We start from the raw sequence: 25,382 nt of genomic DNA on the forward strand, positions 1-25,382 counted from the left end.
ACCCACAAACACCACCTCTTTAGGCAGAACCTTTTGCCCTATGTAACAAAACATCAGTAGGTGTTAGCCTACTGATGTTTTGATTTACTTTATATAAGTTTATGCACAGCTTGTATAAAAATGTCTCCTCTTTCTTCAAATGTTTTAAATTGATCCCAGCTTGCACACGCTGGAGAAAGAAGAACGACATCACCATCTTTAGAATGAGCATAAGCTTTCACCACTGCTTCATCTAAAGTATCGACACTTTCAATTATATCTAATCCCGCTTTTTCTGCCGCTCTTACTAGTTTAGGAGCTGTTTGTCCAAATGTTACAATCGCTTTTACATTTTTGAAATACGGAATTAAATCATCGAATTCATTTCCGCGATCAAGCCCACCTGCTAGTAACACAATCGGTTGTGTAAACGCAGATAGTGCTTTCTCAGTCGCTAACATATTCGTTGCTTTTGAATCATTATAAAACTTACGGTTGTTAATCGTTGTTACATATTCTAAACGATGTTTTACACCCGTAAAACGTTTTAACACGACCGTAATTGCTTCATTAGAAGTACCTAATAATTTCGCAATACTCATCGCAGCTAAAATATTTTCTAGATTATGTTGACCAGGTAAAACGATATCGCTTACTTCAACAACTTTTTCACCTTTGAAATAAAGAGCGTTATCTTTTATACACGCACCATCTTCAATTTCTTTCGTTGTCGAAAACAGGATTTTTTGACCTTTAGAATACGCAGACAAAGCCATCACATCTGCATCATCCGCATTTATTACACTATAATCATTTTCTGTTTGGTTTTTAAAAATATTTGCTTTTGCTAAACCATATTCTTTCTTCGTCCCATGATAATCTAAGTGGGCCTCAAATAAATTTAAAAACGCAGCAATTTTAGGTTGGAACAATTCTACTCCCATCAATTGAAACGATGAAAGTTCTGTAACTACAACTTCATTTTCTTTTGCATCCTGTGCTACTTCACACGCTACAGTTCCAATGTTCCCTGCAATTACAGGATGCTTTTGTCCTTCTTTTAGCATTTCAAATGTCAGCATTGTCGTCGTCGTTTTACCGTTAGACCCCGTAATCCCAACAAATGGTGCTTCTGAAATACGATATGCTAATTCAACTTCCGTAACAATCGGAATTTGTTTTTCTTTCGCAGCAACTAATATTGGATTAGAATACGGGATTCCTGGATTTTTTACTACAAGAGAAATATTTCTCTCTAATAATTCTAAAGGATGACCACCGCATACAACGTCCATTCCTTTTGCTTGTAATTCTGCAGCAAGTACATTCTCTGCTAAAGGCTTTCCGTCATTTACAATAACATTTGCCCCTAGCTTTTGTAACAATGTAGCTGCTGCATAACCACTTTTTGCAATACCCAATACAAGAATATTCTTATTTTGAAATTCAGTTACAGTTTTCAATTACATCCACACCCCGATATAAATTCCTAACACAGCTAATAAAAATCCTGCAGACCAAAACGTCACAACAACACGCCACTCTGACCAACCGCATAATTCATAATGATGGTGTAATGGACTCATTTTAAAGACACGTTTTCCTGTTGTTTTAAATGAAATGACCTGAATGATAACCGATAAAGTTTCCATTACGAATACTCCGCCAATAATTACAAGTAGCAATTCTTGTTTTAATAAAATCGCTACAGCTGCAATGGCTCCACCTAAAGCTAATGAACCTGTATCTCCCATAAACACTTTTGCTGGATTCGCATTGAATACTAAAAATCCAAGTACAGCTCCTACAACTGCCATACAGAATATCGCTACTCCAAATTGCTCTTGTGCCACAGCAATAATACTAAATGCTCCAAATGCAATAGCAGCTGTTCCTGATAATAAACCATCTAAACCGTCAGTTAAGTTAACTGCATTTGATCCACCAATAAGCATAAATAGTACAAGTACGAAATACGCCCAACCTAATTCAAACTTAACATCCGTTCCCGGAATCATGATGTATGTGTGGAACGCTTGCCCTTTTCCAATTAAAAAGAATGCAATAGCAATAACAAGCTGACCTACTAATTTTTGCTTTGATGTTAAACCAAGATTTCTCTTCTTAACTACCTTTATGTAGTCATCTAAAAATCCAATCAATCCGTAACCAAACGTCACTAATAGTAATAACGAAACCTCTGCACCTAAATAATTAAACTTAATCGCCATAATAAGTGAAGTTACCATCATAGATACGTATATGACGATACCACCCATTGTCGGTGTCCCTGATTTTTTTTGATGTGACTTCGGTCCCTCATCACGAATACTCTGTCCGAACTTTAATTTTCTTAAAAATGGAATAAACAATGGCGAAAGGGCAACAGAAATTAAGAATGCTACCCCAGCCGTTACTAATAAACCTTGCTCAAGCACATGTAGTCCTCCTCTCACGTTGTTACTCTTCGTTGTTTAAACGCCCTGTAATTGCTTCTTTAGCAACTTCACGATCATCGAAATGATGAACTTCTTTACCAATAATTTGATACGTTTCATGCCCCTTACCAGCAATAATAATGATATCATCTGCTTTCGCTTTAGCGATTGCATGGTGTATTGCTTCTTTTCTATCAATGATCATTTCATAATTTTTCCCGCTTGCACCATGTACCATATCATCTAAAATAGCCGCTGGATCTTCACTTCTTGGATTATCTGATGTATAAATTGCATGAGTTGCATATTTTGTTGCAACACTTGCCATTATCGGTCTCTTCGTTCGGTCCCTATCGCCGCCACAACCAACGATACAATACACATCACCTTTTGCAAATTGTTTTGCAGTTTTTAATACATTTTCTAAACTATCTGGCGTATGTGCGTAATCAACAATAACTGTATAATTTTGCCCTCCATCAACAACTTCAAAACGTCCTGGAACCCCAGCTAAATCCTTTATAACAGCAATGATTGTTTCTAATTTCACACCCGAAACAAGTCCTGCTGCTGTTGCTGCAAGTACGTTATATACATTAAATTTACCTATTAATTTCATCGTAACATTTACACTTTCATATGGTGTGACAAGCGTAAATGTAGTCCCGCCACTCGTCATAACGATATTTTTTGCCATAATGTCACTTGTTGTATCAATACCATATGTTACAACTGTTGCTGCAGTACTTCTCATATACTCTTCTGTTACATTATCATCGCTATTCAGCACAGCGTACTTTTCACGATTATGATTATAACTATTGCCAAGCTGTGCAAATAGTAACCCTTTTGCATGTTTATATTCTTCCATCGTTTTATGATAGTCTAAATGATCTTGTGTTAAATTCGTAAACACCGCTACATCGTAATCACATCCGTGTACACGACCAAGATTTAACGCATGTGACGAAACTTCCATTACCGTGCTGTCCACACCTTGTTCAACCATTTTTGAAAACGTCTGTTGAAGTGTTAGTGCATCTGGTGTTGTATTTTTCACCTCAAATGTTTCATCACCGATTTTCATATTAATCGTTCCAATTAGCCCTGTTTTATGACCATGTGCTCGCATAATCTCATCCATAATATGCGATGTTGTTGTCTTTCCATTTGTACCTGTAATTCCGATTAAATGTAACTTGTGTGTCGGTTGACCATAAAAATAATCAGCTAAAACCGCTAACGAACGAAAAGTATTTTTCACAAGTACAACTGGAACGTCAACATCAATTGGTCTTTCCGCAACAATAGCAGCCGCTCCTTGTGCCGCTGCTTGCTTAGCAAAATCATGGCTATCAACCGTATATCCTTTCATACATACAAATAAGCTTCCCTCTTTCACTTTACGTGAATCAGCTTCTATAGATGTGATTTCTGGATTTTCTTTTGGAACAACTGGAAAATCATGCAAACATGATACAAGTGTATGCAACTTCATTTCACTAAACCCTCTCTACATTGTTTATTTATCTTTTTTTCAGTAAGCAACACATTACCTCCTATATAAGGAGGTAAGTGCTACTGACCTATTTATGAATGAGACACTTACTGTCTCAAATTAAGTAACTGTTCTATAAAGAACTCACTTCCACCAATTGTACCATAAAACGTACTATGTTACCTTTAATTCCCGAAGTAAATTCTAATTTTTGAGCCTTCTTTTACTTTAGCTCCCGCTTCTGGTGATTGTTTAATTACTTTCTCTCCATCTCCACTTATATCAAGCTTCAAATCGACGAGTTGTGTTTGTAAGTCTTTCTTTTTCATTCCAATTAAATTCGGAACTTCCACAGTTGGTGTATCGCCCCATTTATATTCTTTCTCAACTTGTTCTTTTCTCGGTTTCACTCCCATAACAGGAAGCGCATCTCGAAGGATATTCCCGACAATCGGAGCTGCTACCACTCCACCAAACTGTGTAACCCCTTTTGGATTATCAACAGCAACATACACAACAATCTCTGGATCATCCGCTGGAGCAAATCCGATAAAAGATACTATATAATTATTCTCTAAATATTTACCATCTTTCACCTTTTGAGCAGTACCCGTTTTTCCACCTACACGATATCCATCAATATAAGCACCTTTACCAGAACCTTTCGCTACAACATTCTCTAATGCATAACGAACTTTTTCTGAAGTTTCCTTGGAAATAACTTTTCTTTTCTCAACAGGTGTCTTTTTACTAACAACTTGATTATTTTTCGGATCAATAAACTCCTTAGCTATATACGGCTGATACAATGTTCCACCATTTACAGCCGCCGCTACAGCTGCTACTTGTTGAATTGGTGTAACAGAAACCCCTTGGCCGAATGAAGTTGTTGCTTGCTCTACTGGACCAACTTTATCTAAATTAAATAAAATCCCACTGCCTTCACCTTGCAAGTCAATTCCAGTCTTCTGCCCAAAACCAAAATTACGAATGTATTTAAATAATCGGTCTTTACCAAGGCGATCACCAAGTTCAATAAATCCCGGGTTACATGAGTTTTGAACGACTTCTAAAAACGTTTGACTGCCATGACCTCCTGCTTTCCAGCATTTCAATCTAGCTCCACCTACTTCAGCTGCTCCATCATCATAAAACGTATCCTTCTCTAAGTCTACTAAATTTTCATTCAATGCTGCAGCTAATGTAATGATCTTAAATGTTGAACCAGGCTCATACGTACTCCATACAGGTAGATTTCTGTTATACACTTCTGGAGAGACACTTTGAAAATCCGCTGGGTCAAAACTCGGTCGACTAGACATACCTAAAATTTCACCATTTTTAGGATTCATTGCAATCGCAATCATACCGTCAGGATTATAAGTTGACTCCGCAATATTCATTTCTCTTTCCATAATCCTTGTAATACGCGCATCGATTGTTAATCCTAAATTTAAACCAGCTTCTGGCTTTTTGAAATCATCACCAACATTAGGCATCCTTTGTCCTTTCGCATCTGCAAAAAAACGCACATGACCTTTGTCCCCATTTAGCTCTTTATCATAATATTTTTCTAGTCCCATAAGACCTTGGTTATCGCTACCTGCAAAACCTAATACATGTGATAAAAAGTTTCCAAATGGATAGTACCGGATAGAATCCTCTGCGATATACACGCCCTTCAAACTTAATCCTCGTACTTCTTTCGCTTTGTCATGTGATATTTTCCTTCCGCCTTTATCTAACCTTACAATCGATTCTTTTTTTGTAATCCTTTTATAAATCTCATCTTTTTCCACACCTAATACTGCAGCTAACTTCTCTGCAGTCTCTGCTGGTTTTTCAATTTGCCTCGGTACAACAAAGACAGTTGGAGCACTTTTATTCGTGGCAAGTTCCACACCATTTCGGTCTAAAATTTTCCCACGTTCGGGTTCAAAAGTAATATTACGACTCCATGAATCTTTCGCACGATCCGTTAACATATTCCCAAGAAAAAATTGCACATATCCAAGACGAATATCGATAATAGTGAAAATAAGTATACCTGATATAAGTATAAAAATAAGTCGTTTTCTAACTGTTACATTTGATACACGCATATCGGAACAAGCCTCCCTTACGCCTAGCTTGTTCCAATATATGCTTGTACTTATTTAATTAGAACTTATTCTCTTTTACCATTACGGCTTTTCTGCTTCTTGCTGTGGTTCGAGTGGCGGTACGAGTGTGACACCTAATTCTGTACCAGGTTGTAATAATGTTCCTTCCGCCACACTTTGTTCTGTTACGTATCCTGTACCAGAAGGTTTCAAGTTAAGCTGTAATGTCTTCGCTAAATTCATAACATCACGCAGTGCCCATCCTTGTATATTTGGCATTGTAGGCTTATCTCCTACCAAGAAGACTCGGTCGCCTTTTAATGTTTGTTCAGTCGCTTTTGGTACTTGTTGCTGTACTTTCCCTTCACCTAGTACGATTGGACGAAGTTTTGCTTTATCAATCGCTTTCCCCGCTTCAGCCATCGTTTTACCAGTTACATCTGGAACAGTAGTTTGTTGTTCTTTCAGATGTTTTTTCGGATCTTTCACTTCATTTGGCTTAATCTTTAAATACTCTAAACTATTTTTTGTTACATATTTAAAAATATCAGCTAAAGGTTGTGCGCCGTTCTCGTCATCTTTTAATTTCGGCTGTTTAACAGCTACATACACGACAAGTTGTGGATCGTCCATTGGTGCCATACCTAAGAATGAGAATATATAATTCTGTCTTCCTGTCATATAGCCGCCTTTTCCATCCGGAATTTGCGCTGTACCTGTTTTACCACCAACTGAATATCCATCAATTTTATAAGCTGTCCCTGTACCTTTCGGAGATGTAACAACACGTTCTAATAACTGTCTTACTTGCGCTGCTGTTTCCTTTGTAACAGGTTTTCCTACTTCTTCTGGCTTATGTTCTAATTTTACTTTGTCTGTTATCGGATCTACAATTTTATCAATTGCATAAGGTTTCATCATTTTCCCATCATTTGCAATGGCCGTTGCAGCTTGTACAAGCTGAATTGGTGTTACAGTGGAACCTTGTCCAAAAGCTGTTGTCACTTGTTGTATTTGCTGATCAAATAAAATTGTATTCGATCCTTCACCTGATAAATCAATGTTCGTTTTTTCATCTAATCCAAAACTATGAATATATTTTCGGAAACGTTCTGGACCAAGTTTTTGATCTCCTAAAATTGCAAACGCTACGTTTGAAGAACGCTCTACCCCTTCATCAAACGTGATAGAGCCCCAACCAGCACCGCCATTATGATCTTTTATTTTCCTATTTCCGACTTGATATGTCCCGGATTGATAATAATCTTGTCCTTTGTACACACCTTCATTAATAGCTGCCGCTAACGTAAAAATTTTCATTGTTGATCCAGGTTCAAATGCATTGGCAATCGCGTCATTGAAGAAATATTTAATTTGGCGATCATTAGGGTCATAACTAGGTTTAGTAGACATCGCTAATATTTTCCCAGTTTTCGGATCTGCAACAATCCCTATTAAACTTTCTGGCTCATATTGCTTACTTGCTGCTTTCATCGCGTCTTCTAAATAACTTTGGACACGTTGATCAATTGTTAAATAAGCGTTATCTCCATTTTTAGGTGCCTTTACATTAACTTTTCCCCCATCAAGGGACACACCCTTACGATCACCTGTATATGCTACTTCTCCGTTCGAAGCACTTAAGTATTTATCCAAGCTTTTCTCTATGCCAAATTGACCTACCGAGGTTCCATTCTCATTTGGTTTTGCATGACCTATAACGTAAGATGCAAAATCACCGTTTGGATACACCCTTGCATTTTCTGTAATAAAAGATATTCCCGGCAACTTCAACGCTTCTATTTGTTCCTTCTTTTCTTTCGTCAAATCCTTGCCTAACGTTCCAAATTCGACTTGACTTCTACCTTCCTTGTTTAAAGAAGCTAAAATATCCTCTTCGCCTTTTCCAAGTACTCCTGCAATTTTCTTTGCAGTATCTTCTTTATTCTCAACTGAGTTAGCACCTTTTAGTGCAGCTACCATTTTGTAAGAGTTTGCGTCTTGCGCTAACACATGACCGTTTTGATCATAAATGGTTCCTCGGTTCGCTTCAAGAACTCCTGTTTTACTATGCTTTTGTTTAGCAAGTGCATCTAAATCCTGATTATGAACTGTTCCTGTTGATTGTATGTAAAAAAATCGGGCTAATAACAGCAAAAAGAGCAGGAGGAAAAATATCATAAAATAACCTGCTCCCTTATTGGTATGAAATTTAGTCATATTCTTCTTCATCGTTCCTTCACACCTATTGCCTTATTTGAGGCCTTTCACATTATTCGCATTAATTTCTAGCCCGTGTTTTTTTGCAACTTCAGCGATCCGTTCATAGCGACTTAACTTCTCTACTTCAGCTTGTAATTCTTGATTTTCTTTTTGCTGCTGTACAATTTTTTCTTCTATCGTCGCTGCTTCTACATTAACTTGATAAAGGCCTGCTTTATTTCCAATAAACGCGACACAGGCATACAATAAAAAGCCAATAAACGCTACATACAACAGTTTTTCGATTCTTGTAATTTTCGCTTTAACCTTCGGCTTAGCCATCTGCTGTGGGGGCGTTTGAATTTGCACCTCTTCTTGCGCTTGTTGTTTGTACTTTACAGCTAAATTAGTCATACCTCTCTCTCCCTTTTATCGTTTTTCAGCGATTCTCAACTTCGCAGAACGCGCACGATTATTTTCTTCTAGCTCTATATCAGAAGGTAAAATCGGTTTTCTTGTAATAAGCTTTAATTTCGGCTTAAATTCATCAGGAATAATCGGTAATCCTGGCGGCAATTGTGGCGTTGTACTATTTCGCTTAAACGTTGTTTTACAAATACGATCTTCTAATGAATGGAATGTTATAACACTAACCCTTCCACCTGGCTTAACCATCTCAATAGCAGATTCCAATGCTTCTTCAAATACTTTTAATTCATCATTTACAGCTATACGAATTGCCTGAAACACTCGCTTAGCAGGATGCCCACCCGTTCTGCGAGCAGGAGCCGGAATACCTTCTTTAATTAGCTCTACTAATTCTCCTGTCGTTTCAATAGCTTTATTCTCACGATAAGCTTCAATTTTTCTTGCAATTTGTTTTGAAAATTTCTCTTCACCGTATTGGAAGAAAATCCTTACAAGTTGTTCATATGACCAGCTATTTACAACATCGTACGCTGTTAATGGGGCATCTTGATCCATCCGCATATCTAGCGGTGCATCATGATGATAACTAAAGCCTCGTTCTGGTGTATCTAATTGTGGGGATGAAACACCTAAATCAAATAAAATACCGTCTACTTCTGTTATACCTATTTCCTGCAGTTTTTCAGCTAAATAACGGAAGTTACTCTTTACTGTTATAAACTGTTCACCGTATGAAGAGAACTTTTCTTTCGCGTTTTGAATCGCTATCTCATCTTGATCAAACGCTATTAATTTTCCACCTTCAGTTAATTGGGATAATAAATAAGAACTATGTCCTCCTCCCCCCAGTGTACAATCTACATATGTACCATCTGGCTTTATATCTAAGCCGTCTACTGTTTCCTTTAAAAGCACTGTTACGTGTTTAAACATTGTTGCACCTACTCTTTTTCCAATTAATTATGTTGAATGTATCCCTTCCTCTAAACACATATTTCACGCTTAGAGAATGAAATAATACGAAAGAACGACTCATTTAACTTACCAACAAAGGCAACATACTATACAAATCGCTATTTTCTTTTATTATATACTAAATTTTATCATCTTTTGCGGGAATTTAAATAAAAAACTGTCGAAAAAGCGAATAATACGTTTACATTTTGTGCTATTTTGTCATATATTTAAGTATCCAACACAATTGCCATATTTAACACTTTTTTTGATTGATAATTCAGAAAAAAATCACTTCACAGTAAATTCAACGGAATAAAAATAAAATCCTGCTCCAAAGAGCAAGATTTTATAGTTTTATAACATGATGTTTTCCGTCCCAAGAAAAAGGGTTTTCCATTACACGATCAACGAAATCCAAACCAAACTGATTTAAATAATAACATACATTCCACACACGTTCTTGCGGTGCACCTAATGGACGAAGTGCGAATTGTATACGGCGGAATTTATTTAGCTGAACCTCATACTTTTTCTCAACATTTCTTTTCAACATTCTTTCCAGCAGTTCAATTTGTTCATTAATTTTCAATTCGTTTTTCCCTGCAAACGCACCTAACCCTGGCTCTATTTTCTTTACAAATTGCTGTAAAGATGTATGAATATCGGCAATTTCTTTTTTCGCCTTTTCAAAATGATCATCAATCGGTTCCTCTATTTGATTAGACAACCAGTTTTCACGCAATTTATCGACATCATTTAAAAACGGATCACTTTCTCTCAATTGCAAATCAAATAAATCCGTCGCTATATCTCTCTCCACATAAGTAATTGTAAGACGAGGAACGACAGGTGGCATTTGAAAACCGACAGTATGGAATACTTGTTGTAATTCACTCCAATAAGCTAATTCTCCTGGACCTCCAATAAATGCGAGCGTAGGAAATACATACTCTTGCATAAGAGGACGTGTTACAACATTATTACTAAAACGTGCCGGATTTCTCTCCATCTCTTCAATCAACTCTTCGTATGAAAAGGAATGCGCCCTATCCTTTCCAACAAACTTACCTTGTTGATCTTCAAGCAATACTCGTTCATTATCTATTTCCATGAATATATGCACTGCATGAGACTTCGTTTCAATAATCGGTTTGTATCCTAGTTCTTTCATTACTTCTTGCTGATTACGAAGCCCCTCTTGTATCTCTTTATACTTACTTATAATTCGCTTGAAAAATGGAATTTCTAACTTTCTTAATTCAGGATGATGTGAATCAACAAGGATTAAACCAGAATTAGCAAAGATTTTCGTAATAAGATGAGCAAAGAAATCTACATACGTATTCGATTTTTTCAAAGCATCTTCAACAAATTTTAATACATCCTTTGTAAAATTTGTTTCTGGGTATGTTTTAAAAATCTCTTCAATCCAATTTCTACAATCTTCAACAGAAAGTTCAGACTCAGAAGCACTCGCCTTTTTCGGATTACGGTCATAAAAAATAGTTTTTTTCATCTTTTTATTTTTCGCTACAAAAGTATGGTTAATCTCATCCATATCATGGTCTTCACCCGCAATCCAGAAGACAGGGACAACTTTAACTCCTAAACTTTCTTCCTTTTCCTTTGCAAGCTGTAAAATTGAAATAACTTTATGAATTGTATAAAGCGGTCCAGTTAATAACCCTGCTTGTTGTCCAGCTATAACAACATATGTATTTTCATCTCCAAGCGCTTTTACATTTTGAAGTGTAGATTCTCCCGCTTGTAATTTTGTATTATATTCTAATAAATGCGCTACTAAATCTTGGCGGAAAAACTCCCTTTCACGCAAATCATGTAAACGTTGTTTAAAAGCATCTTCTGTTAACATATAATCAAAACATGACTGTATCTCTTTTTTACCGTTCATATAGTCCGCTACAACACCTTGTTGCGGAACAGAGATTTCTTTTATCTCCATATAATTCTTCCTTTCGTATCCAGTTCTCTCACCAATCCACATTGTAGTCAATGTTTCACGTAAAAGCAAAGAATAACACTTATACTCTTGTTTCTAACCCTTTTATTGCATCGAACAAAAATTGAAGTGTCGGAACTGGTAGTTGCTGTTTCTTAGCTTCTTCTAATACATATCCAACAATCGCATTAATTTCCGTCTGTCTATTCGCTCTTACATCCGCTAACATAGAGGATGTATTACGAGACGTTCCTTCACACACATTTCGTACCATTTGCCATACCATTTCTTTTTCTCCTCTAATAAGAAATGCGACCTCCTGAAACACTTGCTCCATCATTTGATAAAAAAAACGATTCGTGATTAATTCACCATTCTTAACTCCCAATAGTGCTGTCAATGGATTGATACATACATTTACTACTAATTTTTTGTGCATAATCTCTTCCCAATCCGTTTCTATTTGAACTGGAAAATAAGTAACAGGAAAATAACGGAATATTTTCTTGAAATGTATAGATTGACCACAAACCACTCCAAATTTTGTTACCCCTATCCCAGTATGATGAACGATATGCCCTCCCTCTTTTTTCGCACCATGTTCTACAATACCAACAGCTATATTTTCACTCCCTATTTTCAGCATCTTTTGAAGATGCGACATTCCGTTTTGCAAAAAGATTAATGATGATGCCCCTTCCACAAACGGTAGTACGTCATCTATATGATATTGCTTCACAGAAATAAATATATAATCTAAATTTTGTGCTACCATACTTTCTATCGGTAAAACAGATGGATATACTGTTTCACATCTTCCATCTCTAATACAAGTTACACCTGTTTCATTCAACTCTTCAGCCTGCTTAGCCGTTCTTGTAAACAACGTAACATCTTGGTTACTTTTTTGTAAATAAAATGTATACAATAGACCAATAGCACCTGGTCCGACAATTCCAATTTTCATTTTCACACAAGGGATTCACATTAAGCGCCCTTGCCTCCCCTCCTTTTTATATCTTTTTAAAGTACATGAGCACGCCCTATAATTTCGTTGTCCTCTGCCAAACAAATACACTCTCTTTTTTCGCTATGTATAATACTGCCTATTAATACACTTATACTCTTAGTTTAGCAAATCCTCAAAAAAATAATAAAAGAAATATACTATCTTCTTCATAAAAATAAAAAAATGAGTTATACTATTATTGTAAATATTTTTACTTTTCTGCATTCAACAAGATAACAAAAGGATGTGATGTAATGGGATTCCCAAAAGTTGAGCGCTTGCTCATCAATTATAAAACGTTAGATGAATTCAAAAAATTTAAAGGGTGCGGAGCCCAAGAACTATCTATGCTGGAAGAATTGCAAGCAAACATTATTGAAAACGACAGTGAATCTCCATTTTACGGCATTTATTATGGTGGATCACTAATCGCACGTATGAGTCTATATATGAAAAGAAACGGCGGAGAACCATTCGAAATTACAGGTCCTTACCTAGAACTTTATAAACTTGAAGTATTACCAACTTTTCAAAAACAAGGATTCGGGCAAATGCTTGTAAATCATGCGAAACAAATGCAATTTCCTATTAAAACAATAGCACGTATTCATTCAGCTGGTTTTTGGGATAAATTAAATTTCAACCCCGTATCAGTAACTGATGGTGATTTTTATATTTGGCATCCAGAAACAAATTTGAATGCGGTTACAAACGAAGAATCGGCTTAAGAAATAAAAAAACAGCTGTATAACAGCTGTTTTTTATTTCTTAAGCTTCTCTAACTTCTCATTCGAGCGAGCATTGTTTCTTTCCGCTACCATTACACTTCTTTTTTGATCGATATAATCAAGTAATGTTCTATACTCTTCTTCATATACTGATAATCGCTCCAGAAGGCGCTCTCTTTCTGTTTGTAATGATTCAACTTGTTGTTGCAACACCGTTAAAGAGTTTTCATCTTTATAATTTTGCAAGAAATCAATAACATCATTCAACGTAATTGACGTAGGTTCTAACACCTTTGTCTCTTTCACTTCATAATGTTCTACTTTACGAAGTTGCTTTGCTTCCTCAATACGTTCTTTATATTGCTTTCTTACGTAAGAATTCCACCTAAACCCACATGCTGCTGGTGTACGAGATAAATTTTTTCCCACTTCCTTAAAGGCAGAAAGTTGTGTTCCACCTTCTCGAATATGCCGGAGTACTACTTCTGCCAGAAGCAAATCTTCATCATCAGTCCAAGCATCTTGTCTTGTTGTCGCCATCTCTCTAGTCCTCCCTATGCATTTTTTATTAAGCATATGCAGTTACTAGAAAAGATAGAATACAACAACTAAAGATTAAGACAAAAAAAATAAACGCAGAAGATATCTTCTGCGTTTATTTTCCCGCAATTACTTGCTGATTACTTCTTTACCTTTGTAAGTACCGCATGCTTTACATACACGGTGAGCTAATTTCGCTTCACCACAGCTTGGGCACTCTACCATACCAGGTACTGATAATTTGAAATGCGTACGACGCTTTCTTTTTACTGTTTTAGAAGTTCTTCTAAAAGGTACAGCCATTCTTCCCACCTCCTTAAAAGAAATAGTTATTTTCATATGAAGGCCTGAACCAGTCTTCCGATTATTTGTCAAAAAACTTTGCAAGTCCTGCCAATCTTGGATCAACAGTCTTTTCTTTGTCTTCTTCCGAAATCACTTGCCAGTCTTGACCTTGCGTCGGTGCTCCACCAGAAACATCATCACTGAAAATTTGCATTGGAATCTCCAAAAGTATATTTTCCTTGATTACGGGCAGTAAGTCAAGTACTTCTCCTTCTAAAGAATGAATTTCAGCTTCAGTTTCAAATTCTTCTTGTGAAGTTTGGAACACCTCAGTTGTTTTAATGTCAAATGGTAATGTCACATCTACTAAAGAGCGAGAACATGGTAAAACCATGCTTCCAGTTATATGTAGATGAAACGTAAACTTACCGGAGCCAAAATCAACTCTTCCCGTTACATGAACAGGATTAATTTCACGAATATCTTTCTCGACCTCTTTTAGCTCACTTACATCTACCATCTCATCCAATGTCAATCCTTTATTTCTCAATTTATTCAATTGATGGATGGACCATTTCATATCATATCACCTCAAGGCAACAAACAAAATTATAGCTAGCCATTTTATATTTGTCAATGTTTTTTCTTTACACTATAATGAAGTCATCATAGTAAATAATATATAGAGTATCACGTTTTTCAAAAAGATGCTACATCGAAAGGAGAGATTACCATAAAAGCTGGTGGTATTGTTGTTGAATATAACCCTTTTCATAACGGTCATCTTTATCATGTGCAACAGACAAAAAAGTTAACACAATCCGATATAATAATTGCCGTTATGAGTGGTCCTTTTTTACAGCGTGGTGAGCCCGCACTCATTTCCAAATGGTATCGCACTAAAATGGCCTTAGCAAACGGCGTAGACCTTGTTGTAGAGCTTCCATACGTCTTTGCAACACAAAAGGCTGAAACCTTCGCAAATGGTGCTATTTCCATTTTAAATGCCCTACGTGTTTCCGAAATTTGTTTCGGTAGTGAGGATGGACAAATCGAAAATTTTTATAATACCATCTCCATACAAAAAAACGAAGAAGAGACTTTTAACTGCCTTGTAAAACAATTCATGGACGCTGGTAATAGTTATGCAAAAGCAACATCGGATGCTTTCTCACACATTTTAACATCTGAAAAAAACATAGATATGTCACAACCAAATAATATTTTAGGCTTCCAATATATGAAAGCAATTCTGTCACAAAATAGCTCTATACAAGCTCAAACTATAAAAAGATTTGCCTCTCATTATCACGATGAAACATTTAATGACCAACATATTGCAAGCGCGACAAGCATCCGAAAACAACTCTTTAGCGAAGAAGGATCATTTACAACAATTGAACCTTTTCTCCCACAGGCAACCACTTCGCTTTTAGCAAATTACAAACAAAACTACGGGATATTACATAATTGGGAACAATACTTTTCATTTTTTAAATATAGACTCATGACGATGTCTCCAGGGGACTTACGACATATATATGAAATAGAAGAAGGTTTAGAGCATCGTATTTTATCAAAAATACAAAACAGTTCCTCCTTCTATTCATTCATGGAAGCATTAAAAACAAAACGTTATACATGGACTAGATTACAAAGAGCTTGTACACACATTTTAACAAACACAACAAAAGAGGATATACGTAGCGCAAATATAGAACAACACGCACCATATATTCGCCTGCTAGGCATGTCACAAAAAGGACAAACTTACCTTTCAAAAAATAAGAAAAAAATCGAACTTCCAATCCTTACTCATACAAAAACATTCGACCATGCCGCTTTAGATATAGAGAAAAAAGCAAACTCTGTATATTTCTCCATCATGCACGAACCGTTACGCACACAACTATTAAAACAGGATATAACACACCATCCTATTCGCTATGATGAAACAACTACAAAATTCCTATAAAAAACCTCTCTATTTCAGAGAGGTTTTTTCCTTATCCATCTTTTCTAAATATGTTAACGCATCATCCAGCGTATCCACTGGTACAATTTTCATTTTTGTTTTAATATCCTTTGCAGTCTCAAGTGCATCTTTATAGTTCGATTTCTCCGCACCTTTTTCATTTGGCGCAAAGAACACTTCAGCCCCAGCATCGCTAGCAGCCACCACTTTTTGATTTATACCACCAATCGGGCCCACTTCTCCTTTTTCATTAATTGTACCTGTTCCAGCTATTTCATGTCCTTTCGTTAAGTCTTCTTCCACAAGTTGATTATATATTTCTAATGTGAACATTAAACCTGCGGATGGTCCACCAATTTCATGAGAATTAATTTTCACTTTCGGATCGACCACTAATTCTCTTTCCGTAACGATAGAAACACCTATACCGACACGTCCATTCCCATTAGGAATCGTCTTTACATTTAAATTCTCTTTCAATTGTTTTCCATTTCTCATGTACTCAATACTTACAGCATCATTTTCTTTTTTCCCTGTCATATATTCAATAAATTGCTCCGTCTTTTCAAACGTTTTTCCGTCAACAGCTATAATAACATCACCAAGCTTAAGCTTTCCTTCTGACGGCATTCCTTTTGCCACACCAGCAACTAATACACCTTTATTTTCAAAAGATACTGAGCGATTTGCACGTTTATATGCATTATAAATTGCTGCATTTTGTGAATCTTTCATCGCATAATTTTGGCGAAATTGATATTCTTCATCACTCTCACCTTTTTGCAATATTTCTTCCGCTTTCGAAATATGTGTATATTTATTAAACTGTGCCGCTATTAAATTCACCACATTTGCTGGTCCCATTGAAACCGTAACAAGCATAAAATCACCAGATTCTTTCGTTCCACCCTCAACTTGAACATAAGGCTCTAATTTGGCAGCCATTCCTGGTTTTGTTATATAATACGGTAAACGTACGTAAACAAGTAACATCGCCAATATAACCCCTATTAAGATTGCATATATAAACCGAAAACGCTTAAACATTATGTTTCTCCTTCCACTGCTCAATTAATAAATAAATATTTGAAATATGTTTTTCTGCTTCTACTTCTCCAACTCGAATAATGTCTTCAATGTTTGTAAAAGCACGTGAACTAAATTGCTCTACAGCTGGTCGCATCATTAAATCCGATGCAATTTGCCGATTCATTACAAGCTCATGCTGCATAATTTCAATACTTTGCATGATTACGTCATAAATGGACGTAACATCGCCATTTACCTTAATTGGAGATACATCAACAGCGATAACAATATCGGCCCCTAACTCTTTCACAACCGATACTGGGATGCGATCAATGACTCCACCATCCACTAATAATCTTCCATCTATTTTTTCTGGTACAAACACTCCAGGAACAGATATGCTAGCCCTCACCGCATCTGCAACTGGCCCACTTGTAAAAACCACTTTTTCCCCCTTCAATATGTCAGTAGCCACAACAGCCGTCGGGATATCTAACTCTTCTAAATTTTTATTATATGTAAACATTTTAATCATATCTTTGACACGTTTTCCAGCAATAAATCCCATTTTCGGTACCGTGAAATCTAAATAATACTTCCGCTTGAAAACAGATGCCAATTTATACAATCTTTCAACGTTGCTACTTGCCGCATAAAACGTACCTATTAGCGCCCCCATACTACTTCCTGCAATCATGTGAATAGGGATACCCGCTTCCCTTAAAACCTTTATTACACCAATATGAGCAAACCCTTTCGCTCCTCCAGACCCAAGTGCTAAACCAATCTTTGGTTCTTTCATTTTTCTCACCCTTTAATTTTTTTCATTCCTTTTTCATACTTATGGTCTAAATTCACTACGTATCCACGTATACTGAAATGAACGTTTTTTGGGACAAAGGGGGATTTACTTACATGTATGAAAAATGGAAAACCGCTTTCCTTACCATATCAACGCTATTTTTAACCTTTTCTCTTGTACTCCACCCCCAAGCCGCTTTGCAAGCTTCTATTCGCGGGTTAAATATATGGTGGGAAGTTGTATTCCCTTCACTACTACCGTTTTTCATCATTGCGGAACTTCTAATTAGTATCGGTGTTGTAAAATTTATTGGCGTTATATTAGAACCACTCATGCGCCCACTTTTTCGCGTTCCAGGGATAGGCGGATTTGTTTGGGCGATGGGAATGGCTTCTGGTTTCCCTGCAGGCGCCAAATTAAGCGCTAGACTACGAAAAAGCAATCTTTTAACTCAGATTGAAGCGGAGCGCCTCGTTTCTTTCACAAATTCTTCTAATCCACTTTTTATTTTCGGTGCTGTGTCTATCGGTTTTTTTAATAATCCGAAATTAGGAATTATATTAGCCGCTGCCCATTATTTCAGTAACTTTGCTGTCGGATTAATTATGCGTTTTTACGGCGATAATACCGCTTACAAAATTAATACACACACTACAAAAAAACGTCGCTTTCAAAACCCTTTTTTAATCCTTCACGAGACACGCTTACAAGAAAAAAGACCAATTGGTAAATTACTTGGGGATGCCATTGTTTCTTCTATTCAAACATTACTTATGATTGGCGGATTTATTATTTTATTCTCTGTGTTAAATAAAATGATTACTGTATTTCACATTACAGCAGCTCTTTCTTTTATTATGCAACATATTTTATCATTCTTCCAACTAAGTACAGATTTTAGTATACCTATATTATCAGGTATTTTCGAAATGACACTCGGAAGCCAAATGATTAGTCAAATAAATGAAACACCGCTCTTACAACAAGCTATGGTAACAAGCTTCATTTTAGCATTTAGTGGTCTTTCTATTCAGGCACAAGTTGCTAGCATATTAGCTGAAACAGATATCCGATTTAAACCCTATTTTTTCGCACGAATTATTCAAAGTATTCTTGCCCCTATTTTTACATTTGTATTTTGGACACCATTTTATGAGAAAGTGAGTTCTTTCTCGCCTATGCCAAAAGATATTCCTGTATTTTTATCCGAGCATCCTTCTATACTACATGAAATTTGGACATCTTTTATACATTATGGACCAATTTTCACATTATTTTGTCTATACTTATATGTTATTTTATTATTTTTGCGCACATATAAAGAAAAACCCCGTTCACTTTAACGGGGTTTGAAACTTTTCTTTTAAAGCACGTTCTACAATAGGAGGTACAAGATCTACTACACTTCCTCCATACCTCGCAACTTCTTTTACAATACTCGAGCTTAAAAATGAATATTGATTGTTTGTCATAATAAAAAATGTTTCAATATTTTCATCTAATTTTCGATTCATAGAAGTAATTTGCATCTCATATTCAAAATCAGAAACTGCTCGTAAACCACGTAATATTGCATTTGCATTACGCATTTTTGCATACTCTACTAATAGCCCACTATGCGAATCTACTTTTACATTCGGGATATCCTTTGTCGCTTCTCGAATTAATTCTAATCGCTCTTCAACTGAAAAGAATGGTTTTTTTGATGAATTGTTTAAAACGACTACGTACACCTCATCAAATACTTTTGCTCCCCTTTTAATAATATCCAGATGCCCAAGGGTAATTGGATCAAAACTTCCTGAAGAAATAGCTATACTTGTCATTCTGTCCCCTCACCTTCATACTTATAAATCGATATTGCAGTAATCCCATAATTCTCAGCTCGTACTTTTACAAGCCTTCCTATTGAATTAGGTAAAACTACATCATTACCATGCTCTGCCATAATTAATCCATCACTATGTAGCAATCCATGTTGATCCATTATACTAATTAAAGATACAATTTTTTGCTCTTTATATGGAGGATCTATCAATATAAGATCGAATGACATTTCACGTTTTATTAGCGCCTTTACTGCACGTTCAGCATCATTTCGATATACTTCAGCTTGTTCCTGTACTCTACAACTTTCTAAATTTTGATGAATTACTTTTATCGCTTTACTATCCCGATCAACAAAAATTGCTTTATCAATCCCTCTGCTCAAAGCCTCAATTCCAAGACCACCACTACCACCAAATAAATCAAGGGCGATACCACCATCAAAATAAGGACCTATCATATTAAAAATAGATTCTTTTACTTTATCTGTCGTTGGACGTGTTGTATTACCAGGAACCGCTTTAAGTGGGTGTCCTTTACATTTTCCTGAAACTACTCTCATCTGTTGTCACTACCTTTATTTCAATCTATCGAGCGATTATAGAAAGCCATTCCCACTTCGGTAACCGTTAACAAACCACATTCACCTAACTATAGGAAAACTCGGCCTCAAATAACCTCTCGTTATTTTTATGTATTCATCTCATCATTCACTAATATGAACCCAATATGTATATTAGTTCCACTTTATCTTTTTTATCCTATCACAAAATAAAAAAAAGAAAAATAAAAAGCCCAACATAAAATTTAATTTCATTATGTATATCTTCATTTAGATTGGACATAAATAATTATAACAACATCACCTTCGATGTTGTTGCCAACCGCGGAGAAGACTTACGTTTCCCCATAAGTTCTTCCTCCGGTTTCTCCTCTCCCTTTGCCTTCTTACTAGTACATGCTAGTATAAGAAGGGCCCTGCTATGCAGGGTTTTTTTTCTTTGTGTGCTTTTCATTTAAAAAGTGAAATGGTACAGTAAAAGAAAGAGGAGGAAAAGATATGATTCAACGCTTTATAGAACTTGGAGAAGGCTACTCTGATTTATATGAATTACTTGAAATTGCCAAAACAAATCAAGAACGTATAGCACATATGTTACAATTTGAAACGATAAAAAACGATAAAAAAGTATGTTCGCTTGTTGTAATATTAAAACCAACTACTACTGGTGATTTCCAACCATTATACATATGTCGTGAAGGCATTCCTGTATTTGAAAATAAAAAAAGTAAACGTGTCATTTTATTTGAAGAAACGGCGGAACAACTCGGAAAAAAAGTGGCTACCTTTACTGTAAAACCATCTACAACTTTCCCAGAAAAAGAACTATTTTTTAATCATTTAATTGGTATTTTACGAATGAACAATTTCATTCCTCCGATGAAATAACACGTTATTTCAAGTGAAAAATCCCCGGCTAAATTTAGCCGGGGATTTTTTCTATTAGCTATAATCGTATTCTTTTGCTCGATCAGGACGGGAATTTTCAAATTCCGTTTTTAAATACGGGCGATACGACTGTTCTATCTTTTTCACAAAAGGAAGTTTGTTCAACTTATGCATCATATGCTCAATTTGTTCCATATCACAATATACTACAGCATATTTTAATCGTTTTGATATGTAATGTATGTTACCATATTTCCTTAAAATCTTGGCATGTTTCAATGAATGTAAATAAACAATCATACTTTGTCGTTGCCCGAACATAATCTTCTCCATCTTCTCCTTTTAAAAACATATATTTTATATTCTATGAAAACCAATCAGAAATTTATAACATTACAGGACAAACTCTGTATACGTTTTCTTCCAACTTCTAAAAAACGGGGTACATCACCCCGTTTTTTTACAACCACAACCTCCGCCAGTACCACAACCTCCACCACAGCCACCAGCATCAAAGAATGGATTTCCTGTTGGCACTTTAATGGAAGAAGACACTTCCGAACCGATTGCTACACTAACTTCGTCTAATAACTTCTGCAAAGCAGTTTCTGCTCTTTTAAAAGCTGCAACCTTATCATGTAAGTCCACAGAACGCTTTAATTCTCTCATTTTCATTGACACGGTAGTATAGTCAGGATGGTATTTTCCAAAACGCTGTACTTCCTCATACCGTTCTTTCATCGCTGTAAATTGCTGAATGAGCGTCTGAAGTTCCATATCTTCATGTAATTCTCTATAATACTTACGATAATCTTCTGCTATATCTGAACAGATAATCGCTTTTGCAAGCTGCTCTGCCTTATCTAATATTAATACGCTTTCTAGCGTCGCTACAATCATGAGAGACACCTCCGAGTATCCATCATACCACATTTAGATTAGAACTACTAATTGAAGTGACTTACTCAAAAGAAAGATATAATGAAACTATTTTTACACTATATCCGTACACACTTATACATTAATATGTTCCGCTATATTATATTTAAGAACATCCCACTTTCCACTATTTTGTTTCACATAACTAATACACGCATTTTTTAATGGTGTCTTAAATGTAATTTCATCTGGTTCAATGGCATGTAAAATCGCTTTTATCGCGTGTGAGTGAGCAACAATAATAATACGTTTGCCAAAATGAGTTGTCGCAACATCTTCTAAAGCAGCAAAGCAACGAGCTACAATCTCTTCATCTCGCTCCATACCTTCTACTTTACCTTCAGCAATCAACTCTCTAACAGCCGCAACCGGCTTCCCTGAAGCTTCTCCAAAATTCCGTTCAACAAATCGCTCATCTAATAAAATCGATTGTAATCCAACTGTCTTTGCAATTTCATTAGCCGTTTCTTGCGCTCTAATTAACGGGCTACTTATAATGATATCCCACGTTTCTTCTTGTAAAGCAGCTGCACTCTGACTCGCTTGCTTCTTACCAACTTCATTAAGCGGAATATCTTCTCGCCCCTGAATAATTTCTTGAAAATTCCAATCAGTTTGTCCATGTCGTACTAAACAAATTTCCGTCATGCTGCAACTCCTTTTTAAATAATCAACCTCTATTGTAACAAAAGTTCTGCATGACGGACATATTTTTCACTTCCAATTAGGTTGCATTTTGTTGCTTCATATACTGAAACATATCAATCATGATCGAAGCAACGGCCAATTGATTTTGAAACTTTTCCACTTTATCTGGTATTGTTTTTTTGAAATGTTGCATCGCCGCTAACTCAAAAGCCTCTTTTTCTTCAGGATTTCGTGTTAATTTTCTATACCAGTACGGTTGCTCTCTAATATAGCGAGATAAATCCTCATCAGCCTTTATAAACTCCATAATTTCTGCTCTCATCATCTTTCCCCCTAATCCTTTTGAAAGAAAAACGGGTTATTTTCTGAAGTACTTTGCTCTTGCTGCGTACGGTTACCTTGAAATTGCTGAATAACTTGTTGCACGCTCCCAATTGCACTCGTCACATTGGCTAAATGGTTCTGCATTTGTTCCACGTCCAACTTTTTAAAAAAAGAAAGCATTTGCCCCATCACATCAGCAGTTTTTTCCTCTTCAGTTCGATTATCTTTTTCTTTTTTATTTTCTTTTACCGAAGAAAACGCAGGCGCTCCATCCGGTCTATAAGTTGCCCATATTGGATCTTCTTCACCAAGTAAGTACCATTCTTCATAAAATTGTTGCCATGTTTTATGACCACTTCTAACCTCATGAACCATTTTAGGGTGATGGTTTACAAATTCTTTAAACTGTTGAACCGATGGATGTAACGGTCCTTTTGTTGTTGGCATAATCCTCACCTCTCCATGTATATCTACTATATAGTAAGAAAAAAAAGGCGCATGGTTCGCCTATTTTTAGACGATTCATGCACCTTTTTTTCTGCTATTTGCATACGGTCAGATTCCCACCTACAATTCAGTGAATACGAAGTAACTAATTTGGTGATGTTAACACCCCACCGCTTACAATTTCACTTTATTTTCGAATAAAGTTTTGTGTATAAAATTTATCGTATACACCAACACCTAATCCTGTAAATTGTTCATTTAATAAATTCTTTCTATGCCCCTCACTATTTAACCAACCTTGCACTGCCGCAATTCCATCACTATGTTGCGCCGCTATGTTCTCACCAGCAAGTTGAAATCCTACTTTCCCGCGCTGCAAACGATCTCCTAGTGTACCTAATGTAGGTGAGTCATGAGAAAAATAATTATTGTCTTTCATATCTTTACTGTGACCAACAGCAACATCTGCTGTTTCCTGATCCCATGTTAATAATGGTAATTTATGACGACTTCGAATGATATTTGTTAAATCAAAAATTTGTTGCATATTCCCATTTTCTACTTGTTTTATTTTTTCTGGAGTCAATGGTTGTTCTGCTATTAATTCACCTGAATAAACGAGCTGATACGGTCTTTGGCGTAATAAAGTTTCATCATCCATATAACGAACACCAACAAGCTCATGTGTAAATTGATCAAAATACAATTGCGCCCATCCATCTTCTACAGGTATTAACGGTTGTTCCATGACTTCGGTATCAGATAGCTCAAATTGATAACTATTTTTCCCTCTTTTTAATGAAATTTCATGCGAAAGCGGACTTTTTTTATATACTTCTTCATATTTTTCATTTATATAATAAGGTGGAACCTTAACTTGTTCACCAGCTGCGTATGCCGTTACAACTTTACGTTCAGAAACTCCAAATTGAACATACTGAGTTAAATCCTGGTTGTATACCCACCATTCATATCCGTATGCAGATGGCTCTATTCGAGAGGGTTCTCCCCACTTCGCTAATAAGTTTTCAGAGTCTTCACCAATCATATTTAAAACAGTGTCTGAGGAGTCTTCCTTAATTTGCTTTTTCTTTTTCACAATTTTATTTTCTTGCTTTGATTGAGATGGGGTTAATATATATTGTGAAACGAGTAATTTCCCGTATAAATCAACAGCTAAAATTAAAAATGTAATCATTACGATACGCAATAATTTCTTCAAACGATATACCTCCTGAACAAAACATAAAATTGAGATATACACAAATCCTTTTCTTTCTTTTTGTGTGTACCGTACTCTTTTCACTATATCATATTTTTGTGAAAAAAGTCTGGATTATCCCTTTTCTCTCAATATGAATTGCACTTTCTTATTATTCATACTATTATAAAAATAATGGTGTAACATTAAAAAAGGAGGTATTATATGCAATTTAAAAATACGAAATTTAATGGAGCCGTCGTTGAATTAACTCTTTTAACTGAAATCATGGAAAACAACCACTTCGTACTTGCCGGACAGTGGGATTATGAGCGAGTTACATACGATTATAAATTTGAAATATTAAAGGATGTTTATTATTTACGAGTGCAAGGAGTTGCTGTTGAAGGTGACATTGGCAGTAGACACGCTGAAGTAAAACTACTTCCCCCCTTATTAGGAAAACATTATTATCCTCACGGCGTTGAATATGGTGATGATGAGACTTTCCCAACGAATGTACTTCAAAAAAGCGAACAACTCCTACAAAATGTCGAAAAAGAGTTAAAAGAATTTCAAATTATTGATTAACAAAAACAAGCGCATCAATATG

General features: G+C 35.9%; 27 protein-coding genes. 5 read left to right on the top strand and 22 right to left on the bottom strand.

All coding sequences use genetic code 11. The features are described from left to right. Positions 1 to 89: 89 nt before the first annotated feature. From murD to panE, 9 genes are all read right to left on the bottom strand, one after another. Positions 90 to 1,442: a UDP-N-acetylmuramoyl-L-alanine--D-glutamate ligase gene (gene murD / locus NST90_RS18365; RefSeq protein WP_000860116.1), complete on the bottom strand. Its 1,353-nt coding sequence runs from the start codon at positions 1,440 to 1,442 to the stop codon at positions 90 to 92. Further along, positions 1,443 to 2,417, bottom strand: coding sequence for a phospho-N-acetylmuramoyl-pentapeptide-transferase (mraY, locus tag NST90_RS18370; RefSeq protein ID WP_000893060.1), 975 nt, complete (start codon positions 2,415 to 2,417; stop codon positions 1,443 to 1,445). 22 nt (positions 2,418 to 2,439) lie between these two features. Beyond that, complete coding sequence (gene murE / locus NST90_RS18375; RefSeq protein ID WP_000766320.1) at positions 2,440 to 3,915, bottom strand: UDP-N-acetylmuramoyl-L-alanyl-D-glutamate--2,6-diaminopimelate ligase; 1,476 nt, start codon at positions 3,913 to 3,915, stop codon at positions 2,440 to 2,442. Positions 3,916 to 4,100: 185 nt separating this feature from the next. Next, positions 4,101 to 6,017 carry a stage V sporulation protein D gene (locus NST90_RS18380; RefSeq protein WP_001266234.1) on the bottom strand — a complete coding sequence of 639 codons (1,917 nt, stop codon included), beginning with the start codon at positions 6,015 to 6,017 and terminating at the stop codon, positions 4,101 to 4,103. An 81-nt stretch (positions 6,018 to 6,098) separates the two neighbouring features. Next, positions 6,099 to 8,198 carry a penicillin-binding protein gene (locus NST90_RS18385; RefSeq protein ID WP_006928288.1) on the bottom strand — a complete coding sequence of 700 codons (2,100 nt, stop codon included), beginning with the start codon at positions 8,196 to 8,198 and terminating at the stop codon, positions 6,099 to 6,101. A 72-nt stretch (positions 8,199 to 8,270) separates the two neighbouring features. Then, positions 8,271 to 8,633, bottom strand: a complete 363-nt coding sequence (ftsL, locus tag NST90_RS18390) for a cell division protein FtsL (protein WP_000182804.1) — start codon at positions 8,631 to 8,633, stop codon at positions 8,271 to 8,273. Positions 8,634 to 8,648: 15 nt separating this feature from the next. Further along, the gene (rsmH, locus tag NST90_RS18395) at positions 8,649 to 9,581 is read right to left on the bottom strand and encodes a 16S rRNA (cytosine(1402)-N(4))-methyltransferase RsmH (RefSeq protein WP_000472508.1); all 933 of its coding nucleotides are present in this window, start codon (positions 9,579 to 9,581) and stop codon (positions 8,649 to 8,651) included. A 370-nt stretch (positions 9,582 to 9,951) separates the two neighbouring features. Then, entirely contained in the window at positions 9,952 to 11,568 is a 1,617-nt protein-coding gene (gene bshC, locus NST90_RS18400; protein ID WP_283748077.1) for a bacillithiol biosynthesis cysteine-adding enzyme BshC, read from the bottom strand. Positions 11,569 to 11,647: 79 nt separating this feature from the next. Then, positions 11,648 to 12,532 (bottom strand): 2-dehydropantoate 2-reductase, encoded by an 885-nt coding sequence (gene panE, locus NST90_RS18405; RefSeq protein ID WP_002182931.1) that lies wholly within the window; start codon positions 12,530 to 12,532, stop codon positions 11,648 to 11,650. A 296-nt stretch (positions 12,533 to 12,828) separates the two neighbouring features. Between panE and NST90_RS18410 the strand changes: the two genes are divergently transcribed. After that, positions 12,829 to 13,302: an N-acetyltransferase gene (locus NST90_RS18410; RefSeq protein WP_000506694.1), complete on the top strand. Its 474-nt coding sequence runs from the start codon at positions 12,829 to 12,831 to the stop codon at positions 13,300 to 13,302. Positions 13,303 to 13,335: 33 nt separating this feature from the next. Here NST90_RS18410 and NST90_RS18415 read toward each other — a convergent pair whose 3' ends face one another. The 3 genes from NST90_RS18415 to NST90_RS18425 all read right to left on the bottom strand — a co-directional run bounded on the left by NST90_RS18415 (position 13,336) and on the right by NST90_RS18425 (position 14,707). Next, positions 13,336 to 13,842, bottom strand: coding sequence for an RsfA family transcriptional regulator (locus NST90_RS18415; protein ID WP_000246467.1), 507 nt, complete (start codon positions 13,840 to 13,842; stop codon positions 13,336 to 13,338). A gap of 129 nt (positions 13,843 to 13,971) precedes the next feature. Further along, complete coding sequence (gene rpmF, locus NST90_RS18420) at positions 13,972 to 14,145, bottom strand: 50S ribosomal protein L32 (protein WP_001984764.1); 174 nt, start codon at positions 14,143 to 14,145, stop codon at positions 13,972 to 13,974. 61 nt (positions 14,146 to 14,206) lie between these two features. Beyond that, positions 14,207 to 14,707 (bottom strand): DUF177 domain-containing protein, encoded by a 501-nt coding sequence (locus NST90_RS18425; RefSeq protein WP_000872149.1) that lies wholly within the window; start codon positions 14,705 to 14,707, stop codon positions 14,207 to 14,209. A gap of 213 nt (positions 14,708 to 14,920) precedes the next feature. Between NST90_RS18425 and NST90_RS18430 the strand changes: the two genes are divergently transcribed. Next, a complete protein-coding gene (locus NST90_RS18430; RefSeq protein WP_002182932.1) occupies positions 14,921 to 16,102 on the top strand; it encodes a nucleotidyltransferase in 1,182 nt (393 codons plus the stop codon). A 9-nt stretch (positions 16,103 to 16,111) separates the two neighbouring features. Here NST90_RS18430 and NST90_RS18435 read toward each other — a convergent pair whose 3' ends face one another. Then, positions 16,112 to 17,149 carry a SepM family pheromone-processing serine protease gene (locus tag NST90_RS18435; RefSeq protein WP_000476280.1) on the bottom strand — a complete coding sequence of 346 codons (1,038 nt, stop codon included), beginning with the start codon at positions 17,147 to 17,149 and terminating at the stop codon, positions 16,112 to 16,114. Further along, positions 17,142 to 17,933 (bottom strand): patatin-like phospholipase family protein, encoded by a 792-nt coding sequence (locus tag NST90_RS18440; RefSeq protein WP_000662588.1) that lies wholly within the window; start codon positions 17,931 to 17,933, stop codon positions 17,142 to 17,144. Before NST90_RS18440 ends, NST90_RS18435 begins: the two co-directional genes overlap by 8 nt. Before the next feature lie 113 nt (positions 17,934 to 18,046). Between NST90_RS18440 and ylbJ the strand changes: the two genes are divergently transcribed. Further along, a complete protein-coding gene (ylbJ, locus tag NST90_RS18445) occupies positions 18,047 to 19,276 on the top strand; it encodes a sporulation integral membrane protein YlbJ (protein WP_000273082.1) in 1,230 nt (409 codons plus the stop codon). Here ylbJ and coaD read toward each other — a convergent pair. Together coaD and rsmD are read right to left on the bottom strand one after the other, a co-directional pair. Then, positions 19,268 to 19,759 carry a pantetheine-phosphate adenylyltransferase gene (gene coaD / locus NST90_RS18450; protein ID WP_000200601.1) on the bottom strand — a complete coding sequence of 164 codons (492 nt, stop codon included), beginning with the start codon at positions 19,757 to 19,759 and terminating at the stop codon, positions 19,268 to 19,270. The two genes, ylbJ and coaD, sit on opposite strands and share 9 nt — an antisense overlap. Next, positions 19,756 to 20,322, bottom strand: coding sequence for a 16S rRNA (guanine(966)-N(2))-methyltransferase RsmD (rsmD, locus tag NST90_RS18455; RefSeq protein WP_001266978.1), 567 nt, complete (start codon positions 20,320 to 20,322; stop codon positions 19,756 to 19,758). The genes coaD and rsmD overlap by 4 nt, the downstream gene beginning before the upstream one ends. A gap of 498 nt (positions 20,323 to 20,820) precedes the next feature. Here rsmD and NST90_RS18460 point away from each other — a divergent pair, with 498 nt between their 5' ends. Beyond that, positions 20,821 to 21,210: a hypothetical protein gene (locus NST90_RS18460; protein WP_000616017.1), complete on the top strand. Its 390-nt coding sequence runs from the start codon at positions 20,821 to 20,823 to the stop codon at positions 21,208 to 21,210. Between the two features lie 54 nt (positions 21,211 to 21,264). Here the strand turns inward: NST90_RS18460 and NST90_RS18465 are convergent, their stop codons facing one another. From NST90_RS18465 to NST90_RS18490, 6 genes are all read right to left on the bottom strand, one after another. Further along, positions 21,265 to 21,531, bottom strand: a complete 267-nt coding sequence (locus NST90_RS18465; RefSeq protein WP_002082261.1) for a YlbG family protein — start codon at positions 21,529 to 21,531, stop codon at positions 21,265 to 21,267. A gap of 126 nt (positions 21,532 to 21,657) precedes the next feature. After that, positions 21,658 to 22,110, bottom strand: a complete 453-nt coding sequence (locus NST90_RS18470; protein ID WP_000634366.1) for a YlbF family regulator — start codon at positions 22,108 to 22,110, stop codon at positions 21,658 to 21,660. A gap of 114 nt (positions 22,111 to 22,224) precedes the next feature. Then, a complete protein-coding gene (locus NST90_RS18475) occupies positions 22,225 to 22,797 on the bottom strand; it encodes a histidine phosphatase family protein (RefSeq protein ID WP_000134946.1) in 573 nt (190 codons plus the stop codon). Between the two features lie 76 nt (positions 22,798 to 22,873). Next, positions 22,874 to 23,119, bottom strand: a complete 246-nt coding sequence (locus tag NST90_RS18480) for a YlbE-like family protein (RefSeq protein WP_001200990.1) — start codon at positions 23,117 to 23,119, stop codon at positions 22,874 to 22,876. Positions 23,120 to 23,130: 11 nt separating this feature from the next. Next, positions 23,131 to 23,568, bottom strand: coding sequence for a YlbD family protein (locus NST90_RS18485; protein ID WP_001143346.1), 438 nt, complete (start codon positions 23,566 to 23,568; stop codon positions 23,131 to 23,133). A gap of 187 nt (positions 23,569 to 23,755) precedes the next feature. Then, a complete protein-coding gene (locus NST90_RS18490) occupies positions 23,756 to 24,790 on the bottom strand; it encodes a CAP domain-containing protein (RefSeq protein WP_000735378.1) in 1,035 nt (344 codons plus the stop codon). A gap of 204 nt (positions 24,791 to 24,994) precedes the next feature. On the opposite strand from NST90_RS18490, the gene NST90_RS18495 reads away from it, so the two are divergent. Beyond that, positions 24,995 to 25,360 carry a YugN family protein gene (locus NST90_RS18495; protein WP_025709069.1) on the top strand — a complete coding sequence of 122 codons (366 nt, stop codon included), beginning with the start codon at positions 24,995 to 24,997 and terminating at the stop codon, positions 25,358 to 25,360. Positions 25,361 to 25,382 lie beyond the last annotated feature (22 nt).

The organism is Bacillus sp. FSL E2-8900 (genome assembly GCF_037966225.1).
Taxonomy (GTDB): Bacteria; Bacillota; Bacilli; order Bacillales; family Bacillaceae_G; genus Bacillus_A; species Bacillus_A cereus.

Bases quoted from the DNA above. Each gene is read 5' to 3' on its own strand.
- murE (WP_000766320.1), bottom strand. From the start codon at position 3,915: ATGAAGTTGCATACACTTGTATCATGTTTGCATGATTTTCCAGTTGTT.
- NST90_RS18380 (WP_001266234.1), bottom strand. From the start codon at position 6,017: ATGCGTGTATCAAATGTAACAGTTAGAAAACGACTTATTTTTATACTT.
- NST90_RS18385 (WP_006928288.1), bottom strand. From the start codon at position 8,198: ATGATATTTTTCCTCCTGCTCTTTTTGCTGTTATTAGCCCGATTTTTT.
- ftsL (WP_000182804.1), bottom strand. From the start codon at position 8,633: ATGACTAATTTAGCTGTAAAGTACAAACAACAAGCGCAAGAAGAGGTG.
- rsmH (WP_000472508.1), bottom strand. From the start codon at position 9,581: ATGTTTAAACACGTAACAGTGCTTTTAAAGGAAACAGTAGACGGCTTA.
- bshC (WP_283748077.1), bottom strand. From the start codon at position 11,568: ATGGAGATAAAAGAAATCTCTGTTCCGCAACAAGGTGTTGTAGCGGAC.
- panE (WP_002182931.1), bottom strand. From the start codon at position 12,532: ATGAAAATTGGAATTGTCGGACCAGGTGCTATTGGTCTATTGTATACA.
- NST90_RS18410 (WP_000506694.1), top strand. From the start codon at position 12,829: ATGGGATTCCCAAAAGTTGAGCGCTTGCTCATCAATTATAAAACGTTA.
- NST90_RS18415 (WP_000246467.1), bottom strand. From the start codon at position 13,842: ATGGCGACAACAAGACAAGATGCTTGGACTGATGATGAAGATTTGCTT.
- rpmF (WP_001984764.1), bottom strand. From the start codon at position 14,145: ATGGCTGTACCTTTTAGAAGAACTTCTAAAACAGTAAAAAGAAAGCGT.
- NST90_RS18425 (WP_000872149.1), bottom strand. From the start codon at position 14,707: ATGAAATGGTCCATCCATCAATTGAATAAATTGAGAAATAAAGGATTG.
- NST90_RS18435 (WP_000476280.1), bottom strand. From the start codon at position 17,149: ATGTTTAAGCGTTTTCGGTTTATATATGCAATCTTAATAGGGGTTATA.
- NST90_RS18440 (WP_000662588.1), bottom strand. From the start codon at position 17,933: ATGAAAGAACCAAAGATTGGTTTAGCACTTGGGTCTGGAGGAGCGAAA.
- ylbJ (WP_000273082.1), top strand. From the start codon at position 18,047: ATGTATGAAAAATGGAAAACCGCTTTCCTTACCATATCAACGCTATTT.
- coaD (WP_000200601.1), bottom strand. From the start codon at position 19,759: ATGACAAGTATAGCTATTTCTTCAGGAAGTTTTGATCCAATTACCCTT.
- rsmD (WP_001266978.1), bottom strand. From the start codon at position 20,322: ATGAGAGTAGTTTCAGGAAAATGTAAAGGACACCCACTTAAAGCGGTT.
- NST90_RS18460 (WP_000616017.1), top strand. From the start codon at position 20,821: ATGATTCAACGCTTTATAGAACTTGGAGAAGGCTACTCTGATTTATAT.
- NST90_RS18465 (WP_002082261.1), bottom strand. From the start codon at position 21,531: ATGTTCGGGCAACGACAAAGTATGATTGTTTATTTACATTCATTGAAA.
- NST90_RS18470 (WP_000634366.1), bottom strand. From the start codon at position 22,110: ATGATTGTAGCGACGCTAGAAAGCGTATTAATATTAGATAAGGCAGAG.
- NST90_RS18475 (WP_000134946.1), bottom strand. From the start codon at position 22,797: ATGACGGAAATTTGTTTAGTACGACATGGACAAACTGATTGGAATTTT.
- NST90_RS18480 (WP_001200990.1), bottom strand. From the start codon at position 23,119: ATGAGAGCAGAAATTATGGAGTTTATAAAGGCTGATGAGGATTTATCT.
- NST90_RS18485 (WP_001143346.1), bottom strand. From the start codon at position 23,568: ATGCCAACAACAAAAGGACCGTTACATCCATCGGTTCAACAGTTTAAA.
- NST90_RS18495 (WP_025709069.1), top strand. From the start codon at position 24,995: ATGCAATTTAAAAATACGAAATTTAATGGAGCCGTCGTTGAATTAACT.